The organism is Shewanella phaeophyticola (assembly GCF_025398315.1).
Lineage (GTDB): Bacteria > Pseudomonadota > Gammaproteobacteria > Enterobacterales > Shewanellaceae > Shewanella > Shewanella phaeophyticola.
On record NZ_JAODOQ010000001.1, the window covers coordinates 912444 to 925775 of the forward strand.

A 13332-nucleotide genomic window follows, 5' to 3' on the forward strand; every position below is an offset into this window, starting at 1 on the left:
TTATAAAGTAGAATTAAAACGAGCCTTAATATGTTAAGGCTCGTTTATAATACGCAAATTATCAAGCTAGTAGCCGTTTAATTTGTCGATGTATTCAGGTAAAAACAATGAAATTTGCGGAATATAAGTAATTAATATCAAGAAACCAAGCAATAAAACTAACCATGGTAAACATGACTGAATAACCCACCCCATGCTTTTCCCTGTAATCCCTGCTGTGACAAAAAGGTTGAGTCCTACGGGGGGCGTGAGCATGCCTATCTCCATATTAACCACCATAATGATGCCTAAATGGATTGGGTCAATGCCTAATTGGGTCGCGATAGGGAACAAAATAGGTGCCATGATGAGCAAAATCGCTGATGGCTCCATAAAGTTACCTGCAGCTAACAGCAATAAGTTAACAATGATTAAAAAGCCCCATGCAGGTAAGCCTAAGCTGACAATGGCTTCGGCAATGATGTGTGGAATACGTTCTGTGGTCAGTACGTGGGCAAACAACATTGCATTGGCAATGATGAATAACAACATAATGCTGACTTTAGCGCCATCACGCACCACATTACGAATTTCTTTGTCTGCTGGGGTTTTGATGACTGCAAGCAACATATAACCAATGTTACGCACAGAAGCCGCAATAATTGATTCACGCTGATTACGCCAAGCCACATTCTTAAGAGTGCCTATATCGCGATAACCAAATACCGCAATAAAATACGCGTACACACAAGCCACTGCAGCAGCTTCGGTAGGGCTCGCCACACCACCGTAGATTGACCCAAGCACAATGAGAATGAGCGCTAATCCACCCATTGCTTTGGCGCTTGATATTGACAGCGCTTTTATGCCCGGGAACGGCCGTGAAGGTAGCTTTTTAATGCGAGCAACGATATAAATCGCTAGCATCAAAATTAAGCCCATCATTAAGCCAGGAATAAGCCCTGCCATAAACATTCTCGCTGCCGATACTTCTGTGGCGGCGGCATAAACCAGCATCACAATAGAAGGCGGGATCAAAATACCTAAGGTGCCTGAGGTGGTAATCACGCCAGCAGCAAACTTTTCTGGGTAACCTGCTCTAACCATACCTACAATCACGATCGATCCAATGGCCGCCACTGTGGCTGGCGATGAACCCGAGACCGCTGCAAATAGCATGCAAGCCATGACTGATGCCATGGCTAAACCACCACGAATATGGCCGACACTGTCCATGGCAAAATCAATGATCCGCCTTGCGACGCCGCCTGTAGACAAAAATGCCGAAGACAGAATAAAAAATGGAATAGCCAGTAAGGTGTAATGCTCTGATGTTGATTCGTATAATTTTAATGCAATAGAAGCAAGTGAGTCATTAGAGAAGAGTAAGATTGTCAGCATGCTTGAAAAACCCAATGCAATAGCAATAGGCATACCGATCATCATGCAGATAAGTAGAGTGATAAATAATGTAGCAATAGTCATTATTTGGCGTCCTTATCATTTTCTTGTTTTTCTGATGATGTTGATTGTGCAGCTTCATCGATTAAGTGCATGCTATCTTTGGCTTCATCAGCAAGTTGAAAACCAACAGCTTGATTTTTTAATATGGCGATAAATAATTCTATAAAACGCCAAGTTAACATTGAAAAACCAATCAATAAGATGCTTTGAGATAACCAAATGGGTACCGCGCCATCTTCAACATCGATACGCCATGTTTCCCACGCATAATCAGGGTCTAACTGATGCACAAGCCATCCTGGTAAATCGATATCTTCCATTGGAATACCAATTTGGTACATTTGGCTTAAGTACTCCCAAGCGCCTTTTAAAAACAGTCCGCAGTAAACAAGGCAGCAAAGGCATGCAAAGATAGCGACTATTTTTTGCGGCTTACCTGATAGCTTTGATACAAAGGCATCCACGCCGATATGCGCACCTACTTTTACCCCATAAGACATACCAAACAACACAAACCAACCACATAGCGTAAGTGTTAACTCTTGGATCCATAAAAAGCCGGTGTTAAAGAAAAAACGCGCAATGACTTCGCCAAATACCAGCAAGGTCATCATCGTGATGAGTAAATTGAGAAGGCCTTCTTCAAAATAACCAAATAGTCTGGAAATCACGGTCATACTCCTTGTATAAGAAAGAGAGGGTACTGAACCCAATTGGACTCAGTACCGGATTAAGGATTAAGACTATTTAGTATTTGCAGCTTGTGCTGCATCAATCATATCTTTACCAATTTGATCTTCAAACTTCGCCCATACAGGTTTCATTGCGTTAACCCATTGCTGACGAGCTTCTGGTGTTAAGGTCACAAGCTGTGAACGGTTTGAGTCAAGAATGGCTTGTTTGTCTTCATTGCCTTTTTCTGCAGCAATTTTATTGCCAAGGGCAATCGCTTCATCAAGTGACGATTTAAAGACAGCACGTTTGTCTGCCGGTAAGCCTTTCCAGAAGGTATTTGATGTCACAACCATATAATCTAATACACCATGGTTACTTTCAGTGATGTGGCTTTGCACCTCGTAGAATTTCATCGAATAAGTATTTGACCAGGTGTTCTCTTGACCATCAATGGCGCGAGTTTGTAGCAAGGTAAATACTTCTGAAAATGGCTTCTTAACAGGGATAGCACCTACAGCATCAAATTGAGCGGCAATGACATCTGATGCCATGATGCGGAATTTTTTGCCGTTAGCATCTTTAGGTACATTAAGCGGGTCGTTAGCAGAGAACTGTTTCATACCATTATGAAGATAACCTAAACCCACAACACCTTTACGGTTCATTGCATTTAATAACTTTTGGCCAGATTTTGATTGTTGAAAACGGTCAACCGCATCCATGTCTTCGAACAAGAAAGGTAAATCAAAAATTTGCAGTTTTTTGGTGTAACGTTCAAATTTTGATAGTGATGGCGCAACAAACTGTACGTCGTTTAAAAGCAATGCCGCCAGTTCATTGTTGTCGCCAAATAATTGCGAGTTAGGGAATACGTTAACAACATATTCACCCGGTAAACGTTGTTCAATGAGTTCTTTGAATTTAAGTGCCATTTGACCTTTTGGGGTGTTTTCTGCAACAACGTGTGAAAATTTAATTTCTACAGGCTCAGCAAATACATTCAAGCTTGCTGTCAGTATTGAAGCTGCCGTGGCGAACTTTGCAATTGATTTTAATGTCTGTGTAAGGGTAGGGGTCGATTTTTTCATGAGGTTTAGCTTCCTTTTTTTAGTGTTATATATTCCTCACGGTGAAGACTCGTTCCAGAACAAGTACTTCATAAACGCGTTATGAGGATATATAGACTTAGCAAGCGGCGAGCTATAATGTTAATATTTGGTAACCTTATGATAGTTGTCAACTTTAATTTAAGTGTTCATATGTAGGCACCGTACTTTGTGTGAGATATCACACAAAGCAAATGTGCCTATGGGTGGAATGTCACACATTTATTGTTGGTGTTATGATGCTCTCATTTTGTAGGTATATTGCTTTTGTGAATTGATTTACTCGATAGGTGAGCCGTGCGAGATGTTGTTGAGCGAAATTGAGATGATATCGCGTAAAATCATTTTCTAATAGGTACAAAAAAACCACCAAGAGGTGGTTTTTTGTTTCGAATACATATCAATATGTACGAATACCAATTTAATGGTGGAGCTACACGGGATCGAACCGTGGACTCTCTTCACTGCCAGCGAAGCGCTCTCCCAGCTGAGCTATAGCCCCAAATTCTAGCTAATAAAAACTAAAACTTGAATAATATGGTATCCCATAGGGGATTCGAACCCCTGTTACCGCCGTGAAAGGGCGGTGTCCTAGGCCTCTAGACGAATGGGACACTTTTGATACGTTATACTCTGTATCGAGTGAATACTCATCAATGCCTGTAGGCTAAACATTAATGCTATCGAATCGTTAACTTTACAGTCAACCACTCAAGAAAAGTGGTATCCCATAGGGGATTCGAACCCCTGTTACCGCCGTGAAAGGGCGGTGTCCTAGGCCTCTAGACGAATGGGACGCCGGTCTTACGTTTAGACTCCGTAAGTGAGTGAATACTCATCAATGCCTGTAGGCTAAACATTGATGCTATCGAATCGTTAACTTTACAGTCAACCACTCAAGAAAAAGTGGTATCCCATAGGGGATTCGAACCCCTGTTACCGCCGTGAAAGGGCGGTGTCCTAGGCCTCTAGACGAATGGGACACTTTTGATACGTTATACTCTGTATCGAGTGAATACTCATCAATGCCTGTAGGCTAAACATTGGTGCTAATTGCTACAAACAACAAGGATTCGAACCCCTGTTACCGCCGACTCTTTATAAACCAAAGTGGGCGATGTCCTAAGCTCTATTTCTAGACGAATGGGACACTTTTGATACGTTATACTCTGTATCGAGTGAATACTCATCAATGCCTGTAAGCTAAACATTAATGCTATCGAATCGTTAACTTTACAGTCAACCACTCAAGAAAAAAGTGGTATCCCATAGGGGATTCGAACCCCTGTTACCGCCGTGAAAGGGCGGTGTCCTAGGCCTCTAGACGAATGGGACACTTTTGATACGTTATACTCTGTATCGAGTGAATACTCATCAATGCCTGTAGGCTAAACATTAATGCTATCGAATCGTTAACTTTACAGTCAACCACTCAAGAAAAGTGGTATCCCATAGGGGATTCGAACCCCTGTTACCGCCGTGAAAGGGCGGTGTCCTAGGCCTCTAGACGAATGGGACACTTTTGATACGTTATACTCTGTATCGAGTGAATACTCATCAATGCCTGTAGGCTAAACATTAATGCTATCGAATCGCTAACTTTACAGTCAACCACTCAAGAAAGTGGTATCCCATAGGGGATTCGAACCCCTGTTACCGCCGTGAAAGGGCGGTGTCCTAGGCCTCTAGACGAATGGGACGCCGGTCTTACGTTTAGACTCCGTAAGGGAGTGAATACTCATCAATGCCTGTAGGCTAAACATTGGTGCTAAATATCTAATTAAAGATAGTTAAGTAAGTGGTGGAGCTACACGGGATCGAACCGTGGACCTCTTCACTGCCAGCGAAGCGCTCTCCCAGCTGAGCTATAACCCCTTTCTTACTTAATGCTTTTGGATATGCAACCAGAATGAACTGATGTCATGTCTCAACTGCGAGGCGCATTCTATGCAGCATACCCAAAAGTGTCAACTCGTTTTTTAGGAATTTATTCTATCTGCTACAAAATCAATCGCTTTGGATATTCTTTGTGCAGATCTTTCTTTTCCAATTAGGAATAAGGTTAAATCTAATGCAGGAGACTGACCTGCACCAGTAACCGCGACGCGTAAAGGCATACCGACTTTACCCATACCTACATCAAGTTCAGTTGCCGTAGCCTCGATCACTTGGTGAATGCCTTCAACACTCCAGTCATTCAGCCCAGCTAATTTCTGATTGAACAGTGTTAATGGTTCTAATGCGACACCACGAAGATGTTTTTTCGCTTGAGCTTCATCAAACTGATCAAAGTCTTCATAGAAGTAACGACTAGAAGCGGCTAACTCTTTTAAAGTTTTAGCGCGTTCAGATAATGCAGTGACGATATCAGCAAGAGCAGGTAGCCATTGCTGGTATCAATTTTTTGATCATCCATATGCCACTGTAAGTGTGATGCAACATAAACTGGATCAAGTGATTTAATATAGTGTTGGTTCAACCAAACTAGCTTATCAGTATTAAATGCAGAAGCGGCTTTGTTAATATCATCTAATTTGAACAGTGTTTTTAACTCTTCCATTGAAAACACTTCTTGATCGCCATGTGACCAACCTAAACGCACAAGATAGTTTAGTAGTGCTTCTGGTAAATAACCGTCATCACGGTATTGCATTACCCCAACAGCACCATGGCGTTTAGATAATTTGGCACCATCATCACCTAAAATCATCGATACATGAGCGTATTCAGGAATTGGCGCGCCTAATGCTTTAAGAATATTGATTTGGCGTGGCGTGTTGTTGATATGATCTTCGCCACGTACAACACAAGTAATCCCCATATCCCAGTCATCAACAACCACACAGAAATTATAGGTTGGCACACCATCGGTACGCTTAATGATTAAATCGTCAAGCATATCATTTGAAATTTCGATACGGCCGCGGACGTGATCGTCAAATACTACGCTGCCTTCGATAGGATTTTTGAAACGAACAACAAAGGGTTCGTCAGTATCGCGTGGCGCCAAGTTGCGACAGCAGCCATCATACTTTTGTTGTAAACCCTGCGCCGCTTGTTCTTCACGCATGCTTTCTATGCGCTCACGTGAGCAATAACATTTATAGGCATTACCATTATTCAGCATTTGCTCAATGATTTCATTGTAACGATCAAAGCGTTTTGTTTGGTAATACGGGCCTTCGTCCCAGGTTAGTCCTAACCAGTTCATACCATCAAGAATGGCATCGCACGCTTCTTGAGTTGAGCGTTCAATGTCGGTGTCTTCAATGCGAAGCACAAACTCACCATTGTTAGCACGAGCGTGTAACCATGAATAAAGTGCAGTACGTGCACCACCTACATGAAGAAAACCAGTTGGACTTGGAGCAAAACGCGTCTTAGTAGTCATAATCGGACACTAACCTATTTATAAACGTCTAAATAAAGACAAACAAAAAAATGTGGTGCTATTCTAACAGCCAAACTCGGTAGTTGAAATGGTGCGCACTCAAACCTGAGACAGATTTTATTTTTTCTGTGCGGATAAACGTCAAAAATGACTTGTTGTAACTATCACTGCGATTAAACATTGTGATGTACAGTGAGGCGTAATAATGTCAGCAAATATTGTGTAAACGATGAAACTGAACTGGTTTTTATTTTTGATTATGATTAGGTCAATCTGTTGATTAACAAAGCGTCAAAGCGAACAATTTTAGGGCGACTAGCATTTTTTTAATTAAAAAGCGTTGACAGGTTTTACTTGCCCCCTATAATACGGCCCCACACAGCATGAGGTCGCTTAGCTCAGCTGGGAGAGCACCTCCCTTACAAGGAGGGGGGTCACTGGTTCGAGCCCAGTAGCGACCACCATATCTTCATTGATGAAGATATTCTTATGTTGATTACATCCCAGGTCGCTTAGCTCAGCTGGGAGAGCACCTCCCTTACAAGGAGGGGGTCACTGGTTCGAGCCCAGTAGCGACCACCATGTAATCTGATAAAATGATGTGTAGAGTCCCAGGTCGCTTAGCTCAGCTGGGAGAGCACCTCCCTTACAAGGAGGGGGTCACTGGTTCGAGCCCAGTAGCGACCACCATTTCTCATAAATGTATTGGACTCAATAGTAAAATATCCCAGGTCGCTTAGCTCAGCTGGGAGAGCACCTCCCTTACAAGGAGGGGGTCACTGGTTCGAGCCCAGTAGCGACCACCATATTTTACTGCTTTATAGATTGATATTCCCAGGTCGCTTAGCTCAGCTGGGAGAGCACCTCCCTTACAAGGAGGGGGTCACTGGTTCGAGCCCAGTAGCGACCACCATATCAATTTAATCTATCTGCGTTATATCCCAGGTCGCTTAGCTCAGCTGGGAGAGCACCTCCCTTACAAGGAGGGGGTCACTGGTTCGAGCCCAGTAGCGACCACCATATTCCTCGTTATAATATCTAATTTAATCCAACTGCAATCTTTCTTAGGCAACTGCAATCTTATTTGATTACTCAATTTTATTTAGAATGTTCTAATGTTTATTCTTGCAATCTCACTTTTTAACTTTCTTGATGTTCGGCCATAAAAAAGCCACTCAAATTGAATGGCTTGTATTAAAATCTGTAAATTACGGCATCAATCTAACCCTAAAAAACCACCGGTTTGATGAGCCCAAAGCTGTGAGTAAATGCCATTGGCTTTAATCAACTCCTGATGAGTGCCTTGTTCTACAATTTTACCCTGATCTAATACTATTAAGCGGTCCATTGCCGCAATCGTTGAGAGTCTATGCGCAATGGCAATAACGGTTTTACCTTCCATTAGCTCGTACAACGACTCTTGAATTGCCGCCTCTACTTCAGAATCGAGTGCTGATGTGGCCTCATCGAGTAACAATATTGGCGCGTTTTTAAGTAACACTCTGGCAATTGCGATACGTTGACGCTGACCACCAGACAGCTTAACACCACGCTCGCCGACCTGTGCATCTAAGCCCTTGTTACCAAAGGGATCGGTTAACGTATCGATAAAATCAAATGCCTGTGCTTGAGTGATAGCTGCCATTAAGCGTTCTTCGCTAGCGTGAGGGTCGCCATAGAGAATATTTTCGCGAATAGAGCGGTGCAATAACGATGTGTCTTGAGTGACCATACCGATATTGGCACGCAGAGAGTCTTGGGTGACATCGGTTAGGGGTTGATCATCAATAAGAATTTGCCCTTGTTCAACATCATGAAAACGCATTAGTAAATTAACTAATGTTGATTTGCCTGCGCCTGAGCGGCCGACTAATCCCACTTTTTCTCCAGGCTTAATGTGCAGATCTAATGAATCAATAACGCCTTTTTTCTCACCGTAATGAAAACTCACTTGGTTAAAGTCTATTTTACCTTGATCAACCACAATATCTTGGGCGTCTGGTTTATCTTCAATTGCAATGGGTTTTGATAAGGTATTCATCCCATCGGTAACGGTACCAATGTTTTCAAACAGTGAGCTAATTTCCCACATTATCCATTGAGACATACCGTTTAAACGCAATGCTAAACTCACGGCAATGGCAATAGCGCCAACGGTAATCGCGTTATCTGCCCAAAGCCAAATTGATACAGCAGCAATAGTGAATGCCAATAGATAATTAATGATTTGCACGGCAACGTTAATCACGGTCACTAAACGCATTTGGCCGTAAACCGTGTTTAAAAATAAACTCATACTGTCGCGGGCATAATCTGCTTCTTGCTTAGTGTGAGAGAATAATTTCACGGTAGAAATATTGGTATAGCTGTCGACAATTCGGCCTGTCATGCTTGAGCGGGCGTCTGCTTGTTTAGCAGAAATAGCCTTTAATTTAGGCACTAACTTCCACTGGATAGCAATGTAGGCGATAAGCCAAACTAGCATGGGTAACATTAAGCGTAAGTCGGCGCTGGCAATCATTATTAGCATTGAGGTGAAGTAGATTAAGATGTACATCAATACATCTAATAGCTTCATGACCGTTTCACGCACGGCTAATGAGGTTTGCATCACTTTTGTGGCAACTCGTCCTGCAAAGTCATCTTGATAAAAACTAATACTTTGTTTAAGCAGATAGCGATGCGCTTGCCAGCGAATGGCCATGGGATAATTTCCCAATAATGTTTGATGCACGATCGAAGCATGTAACCAAACAATAAACGGGATCACAACTAACACAATCACCGACATGCCAATAAGGGTAACGTGTTCGTCTTGCCATAAAGTTTGTGGATTTTTAGTGACTAACCAGTCGACTAACTTACCCATAAAGCCAAATAGTGACACCTCTAATATCGCCAACGTAGCCGTTAATATCGACATTACAATTAAAGGTTTGCCAAAGCCGCGAGTATAATGACGACAAAATGCGTACAAGGTTTTAGGTGGTTGCGTCGGCTCTTCTGGCGGCAAGGGTTGGGTTAAGGATTCAAAAAATTTAAACATCTAATACTCTAACATCAATAGTGAGATTTCTGCTTACTAGGATAACGTATATCAGTAAAATGTAATGCGTTAAATTGTTACTATTAATCTGCTGGTTGGCTCATCACGATTAGGTTCCGTTTTCCGCTAGTCGCAACGCAGTCATTTAGGTAGAGTTTGTTGGTACGTAAAAACGCACTTTTTAGCGCATATTGATTTTATGCTAAATGTTAACCTGTAAAGATACTGTCCTGAGGAGAACGAATGACGAGTGAGCAAATGTCAGTAGACTGCCACATAGCACCACAAGTGTGTCAGCAAGCTCGTTTGAGCCGCGACGCTCGTTTTGATGGCCAATTTTTTACTGGCGTACTGACTACCGGTATTTATTGCCGTTCAATTTGCCCCGCGCCAGCACCGCATGAAAAAAACGTCCGTTATTTTGACTCCGCGATTAAAGCCGCGAATGCCGGGTTGAGACCGTGTTTACGGTGTCGACCCGATAGCGCACCAAGCTCCAATGCTTGGCGAGGCACGCAGACCACTCTTAACCGAGCGTTAAGGTTAATTGAGCAAGGGTACCTTAATGGTGATAACGCGGCATCAGTGACCGATCTTGCTGAAAAATTAGGTATAACGAGCCGTTATTTGAGTCAATTGTTTAATCAACAATTAGGAACGTCGCCAAAACGTTTTGCTCAGTATCAGCAATTGATGTTTGCAAAACAGTTACTGCATCAAAGCTCACTTTCTGTAACCGACATCGCAATGGCAGCGGGTTTTAATAGTATTAGGCGGTTTAATGAGGTGTTTCAACAACACTTACAACTCTCGCCATCGGCTCTTCGTAAGCAGAGTCATACTGCTCAATCATCACAAGTTAACAGAGATAATCAATCCATGGCAGTGAATCCTATCACCTTGAGCCTAGCGTACCGGCCTCCTTTCAACTGGATAAAAATGCTACAGTTTTATGCGTTTCGTCAAGTGGAGCATATGGAGGTGATTAGTGATGACAGCTATATGCGTAGCTTTGCATTTGATGGTATTAATGGTGTTTTTGCTGCTAAGCACAATCACAAAAAGCCTCAATTAGATGTGAGCATTTATTTTGTGAATGCTCAAGACATTAAGCACTTGCATAACGTTGTAATAAAAATCCGTGCAATGTTCGACCTTGACGCGGATATGCAGGTCATTGAACAGGCTCTCACCTCAATAACGTCACTTGGGGCTAATATCGATGTCGGCCTTAGGATCCCAGGAACAGGCAACGTGTTTGAAGCGGCGTGCCGGGCTGTATTAGGCCAACAAGTGAGCGTGCAACAAGCTACTAAACTACTGAATACGCTTGTACAACATTATGGTGAACCGCTTAGTCTGAATGGTAAAACCTGGCGACTTTTTCCGACACCCACGGCGATTGCCCAAGCATCACTGGATGAATTAAAAATGCCTGGCGCACGTAAATTAGCTTTAAACGCGCTTGGTAAGTATGCTTCCCAATACCCTGAGTCAACTCCGCAAGATTGGCTGTCGGTTAAAGGGATTGGCTATGGATCGTGGCTTATGCACAAATGCGAGGACTCAGCGAGCCAGACGTGTTTTTAACTACAGATTTAGTGATAAAAAATAGGCTACACGCATTGCATCAATTGGCACAGCGTCCGATTGAGTCAACCAAGTCGTATCGCCAAATAGCCAAACACATTAGCCAGCAAGTTAGCCCTTGGGGCAGCTATTTAACGTTTCAGTTGTGGGATGAAAATCCCCTTACTTCAATACAAGAATAACACTATGTCTATACCTCAATTACAATCGTTTGTGTCCAGCCCTGTGGGATTATTGTCACTAAAAGCCTCTGAGCATGGCCTGACGCATTTGCAAGTTGAAGATTTAGCTCAACTTAACCCTGTTGTTTTGATTGAATCTTCAGTCAATCTCATGCCTGCGAAAAATGATGTGTGCTTACAGGCTACAACAACACATCAATGACGCTGCGGTGCAATTAACAGAGTATTTTGCCGGGATTAGGCAAACATTTGATATACCGTTAGCACCAAAAGGAACCGAATTTCAGCAACAAGTGTGGCAAGCTTTGCGCGAACTACCGTTTGGTCAGCATTGCAGCTATAGCGACATCGCCAATACGATTGGTAGGCCTAAAGCTGTGCGTGCGGTTGGGGCGGCCAATGGCGCCAATCCTATTGCGATTATCGTTCCATGTCATCGGGTGATAGGTAAAGGCGGTAAGCTCACGGGTTATGCTTATGGATTAGACATGAAACAATGGTTACTTAACTTAGAGACTACACAATAAAGTTAGGTAATTTATCTGACTGATGCGCTAAAGTGCGGTAAAATGTCCGATTGTTATCCCTTGTTGAGCGCATCTGATCCATGACACAAGCTTCATTAGCTACCACCTTTGCTGAATTTGGTCTGCACACTCCGTTGCTGACTAGATTGACCGAGCTTCAATATTTACAGCCTACTCCAGTACAAGCCCATACCATCCCAAGTATTTTATCTGGCCAAGATTTGCTGGCGGGTGCCAATACGGGCTCGGGTAAAACTGCGGCGTTTGCTTTACCTATATTGCAGCAGCTAATGGAGAGTAACCGTGGTTCAACTACTAAAGGCAACGTTGTTAGCGCCTTAGTATTAGTGCCTACGCGTGAGTTGGCTAAACAAGTTGCTGATAGTTTCAAATCTTATGCAGTGCATTTAAATGGTGGTATCAAAGTTGTAGCAGCTTTTGGTGGCGTGTCTGTTAACACTCAAATGCTGGCTTTACGTGGCGGTGCTGATGTTGTTGTTGCAACGCCAGGGCGTTTACTCGATTTAATATCATCCAATGCTGTTAAATTGTCTGCTGTTTCAACACTGGTTCTCGACGAAGCAGACAGAATGCTTAGCTTAGGGTTTACTGAAGAGCTCGCGCAGCTGATAGCCTTGTTACCGAAGAAAAAACAAACCTTATTGTTCTCTGCTACCTTCCCTGAAGAAGTGCGCCAACTAACTGAGACCTTACTCAATAACCCATTAGAAGTGCAGTTACAAAGCGCTGAGGCTAGCACGTTAGTGCAACGAGTCATGACGGTTAATCGAGAGAGAAAAACGGCGTTATTAACTCACTTACTTCAACAGTATCAATGGCGTCAGGTGTTGATTTTTGTGAGTGCAAAAAATGGCTGTAATCATTTAGCGCAAAAATTAGCTAAACGGGGTATTACAGCAGAGGTATTTCATGGTGATAAAGCACAAGGTGCTCGAAGCCGGGTACTTGAAAGCTTTAAAGCGGGTGAAATACAGGTGCTGATTGCCACCGACATTGCCGCCCGTGGTTTGGACATTGAAAAACTGCCTGTTGTAATTAATTTTGACTTACCACGCAGTCCAGCAGATTATATGCACCGCATTGGCCGAAGTGGCCGTGCAGGTGAGGTAGGTTTAGCATTGACCTTGTTATCACATGATGAGTATCATCACTTCTCTGTTATTGAGAAAAAGAATAAAATTCGTCTTGAACGTGAACAAGTTAGCGGATTTGAAGCCGATGACATTATGCCAGATAATGTCCTGGAACAGCCAAAGCCAATCGCGAAACCTGAAGGAATGGGAAAAAAAGCGTAAGAAATTACCCCCAGTTAATGTAGATATTTGGGCTAAAAAACCAGAGTAGTAGGTAT

6 protein-coding genes, 14 tRNA genes and 3 pseudogenes are annotated in these 13332 nt (G+C 42.8%); 10 read left to right on the forward strand and 13 right to left on the reverse strand.

Annotated elements, in window-relative coordinates; translation table 11 throughout:
• Positions 1-66: 66 nt before the first annotated feature.
• From N4T56_RS04270 to gltX, 12 genes and pseudogenes are all read right to left on the reverse strand, one after another.
• Positions 67-1464 carry a TRAP transporter large permease gene (locus N4T56_RS04270; protein WP_261732349.1) on the reverse strand — a complete coding sequence of 466 codons (1398 nt, stop codon included), beginning with the start codon at positions 1462-1464 and terminating at the stop codon, positions 67-69.
• The gene (locus N4T56_RS04275; RefSeq protein WP_261732350.1) at positions 1464-2120 is read right to left on the reverse strand and encodes a TRAP transporter small permease; all 657 of its coding nucleotides are present in this window, start codon (positions 2118-2120) and stop codon (positions 1464-1466) included. Before N4T56_RS04275 ends, N4T56_RS04270 begins: the two co-directional genes overlap by 1 nt.
• Positions 2121-2186: 66 nt before the next feature.
• Entirely contained in the window at positions 2187-3206 is a 1020-nt protein-coding gene (locus N4T56_RS04280) for a TRAP transporter substrate-binding protein (protein ID WP_261732351.1), read from the reverse strand.
• A 443-nt stretch (positions 3207-3649) separates the two neighbouring features.
• Positions 3650-3726, reverse strand: a tRNA-Ala gene (locus N4T56_RS04285).
• Between the two features lie 36 nt (positions 3727-3762).
• Positions 3763-3838, reverse strand: a tRNA-Glu gene (locus tag N4T56_RS04290).
• A gap of 107 nt (positions 3839-3945) precedes the next feature.
• Positions 3946-4021: transfer RNA gene (locus N4T56_RS04295), tRNA-Glu, on the reverse strand.
• A 110-nt stretch (positions 4022-4131) separates the two neighbouring features.
• Positions 4132-4207 (reverse strand) — tRNA-Glu (locus tag N4T56_RS04300).
• Between the two features lie 276 nt (positions 4208-4483).
• A tRNA-Glu gene (locus N4T56_RS04305) sits at positions 4484-4559 on the reverse strand.
• Between the two features lie 107 nt (positions 4560-4666).
• Positions 4667-4742: transfer RNA gene (locus N4T56_RS04310), tRNA-Glu, on the reverse strand.
• A 106-nt stretch (positions 4743-4848) separates the two neighbouring features.
• Positions 4849-4924 (reverse strand) — tRNA-Glu (locus tag N4T56_RS04315).
• Between the two features lie 99 nt (positions 4925-5023).
• A tRNA-Ala gene (locus tag N4T56_RS04320) sits at positions 5024-5099 on the reverse strand.
• A gap of 104 nt (positions 5100-5203) precedes the next feature.
• Positions 5204-6615, reverse strand: a pseudogene (gene gltX / locus N4T56_RS04325) (glutamate--tRNA ligase).
• 387 nt (positions 6616-7002) lie between these two features.
• Between gltX and N4T56_RS04330 the strand changes: the two are divergent.
• The 6 genes from N4T56_RS04330 (at position 7003) to N4T56_RS04355 (ending at position 7635) form a co-directional block, all read left to right on the forward strand.
• Positions 7003-7079: transfer RNA gene (locus tag N4T56_RS04330), tRNA-Val, on the forward strand.
• Between the two features lie 42 nt (positions 7080-7121).
• Positions 7122-7197, forward strand: a tRNA-Val gene (locus N4T56_RS04335).
• A 32-nt stretch (positions 7198-7229) separates the two neighbouring features.
• Positions 7230-7305, forward strand: a tRNA-Val gene (locus N4T56_RS04340).
• A gap of 40 nt (positions 7306-7345) precedes the next feature.
• Positions 7346-7421, forward strand: a tRNA-Val gene (locus N4T56_RS04345).
• 31 nt (positions 7422-7452) lie between these two features.
• Positions 7453-7528, forward strand: a tRNA-Val gene (locus N4T56_RS04350).
• A 31-nt stretch (positions 7529-7559) separates the two neighbouring features.
• A tRNA-Val gene (locus tag N4T56_RS04355) sits at positions 7560-7635 on the forward strand.
• Between the two features lie 196 nt (positions 7636-7831).
• Here N4T56_RS04355 and N4T56_RS04360 read toward each other — a convergent pair.
• The gene (locus tag N4T56_RS04360) at positions 7832-9661 is read right to left on the reverse strand and encodes an ABC transporter ATP-binding protein (RefSeq protein WP_261732352.1); all 1830 of its coding nucleotides are present in this window, start codon (positions 9659-9661) and stop codon (positions 7832-7834) included.
• A gap of 243 nt (positions 9662-9904) precedes the next feature.
• Here N4T56_RS04360 and N4T56_RS04365 point away from each other — a divergent pair, with 243 nt between their 5' ends.
• The 4 genes and pseudogenes from N4T56_RS04365 (at position 9905) to N4T56_RS04380 (ending at position 13325) form a co-directional block, all read left to right on the forward strand.
• Positions 9905-11251 (forward strand): bifunctional transcriptional activator/DNA repair enzyme AdaA, encoded by a 1347-nt coding sequence (locus N4T56_RS04365; protein WP_315903003.1) that lies wholly within the window; start codon positions 9905-9907, stop codon positions 11249-11251.
• Positions 11242-11433 carry a hypothetical protein gene (locus tag N4T56_RS22365; RefSeq protein WP_315903004.1) on the forward strand — a complete coding sequence of 64 codons (192 nt, stop codon included), beginning with the start codon at positions 11242-11244 and terminating at the stop codon, positions 11431-11433. The genes N4T56_RS04365 and N4T56_RS22365 overlap by 10 nt, the downstream gene beginning before the upstream one ends.
• A gap of 4 nt (positions 11434-11437) precedes the next feature.
• Positions 11438-11960, forward strand: a pseudogene (locus tag N4T56_RS22370) (methylated-DNA--[protein]-cysteine S-methyltransferase).
• An 80-nt stretch (positions 11961-12040) separates the two neighbouring features.
• A pseudogene (locus tag N4T56_RS04380) lies at positions 12041-13325 on the forward strand (DEAD/DEAH box helicase).
• Positions 13326-13332 lie beyond the last annotated feature (7 nt).

Coding starts and splice junctions, on each gene's coding strand:
- N4T56_RS04270 (WP_261732349.1), bottom strand. CDS start 1,464: ATGACTATTGCTACATTATTTATCACTCTACTTATCTGCATGATGATC.
- N4T56_RS04275 (WP_261732350.1), bottom strand. CDS start 2,120: ATGACCGTGATTTCCAGACTATTTGGTTATTTTGAAGAAGGCCTTCTC.
- N4T56_RS04280 (WP_261732351.1), bottom strand. CDS start 3,206: ATGAAAAAATCGACCCCTACCCTTACACAGACATTAAAATCAATTGCA.
- N4T56_RS04360 (WP_261732352.1), bottom strand. CDS start 9,661: ATGTTTAAATTTTTTGAATCCTTAACCCAACCCTTGCCGCCAGAAGAG.
- N4T56_RS04365 (WP_315903003.1), top strand. CDS start 9,905: ATGACGAGTGAGCAAATGTCAGTAGACTGCCACATAGCACCACAAGTG.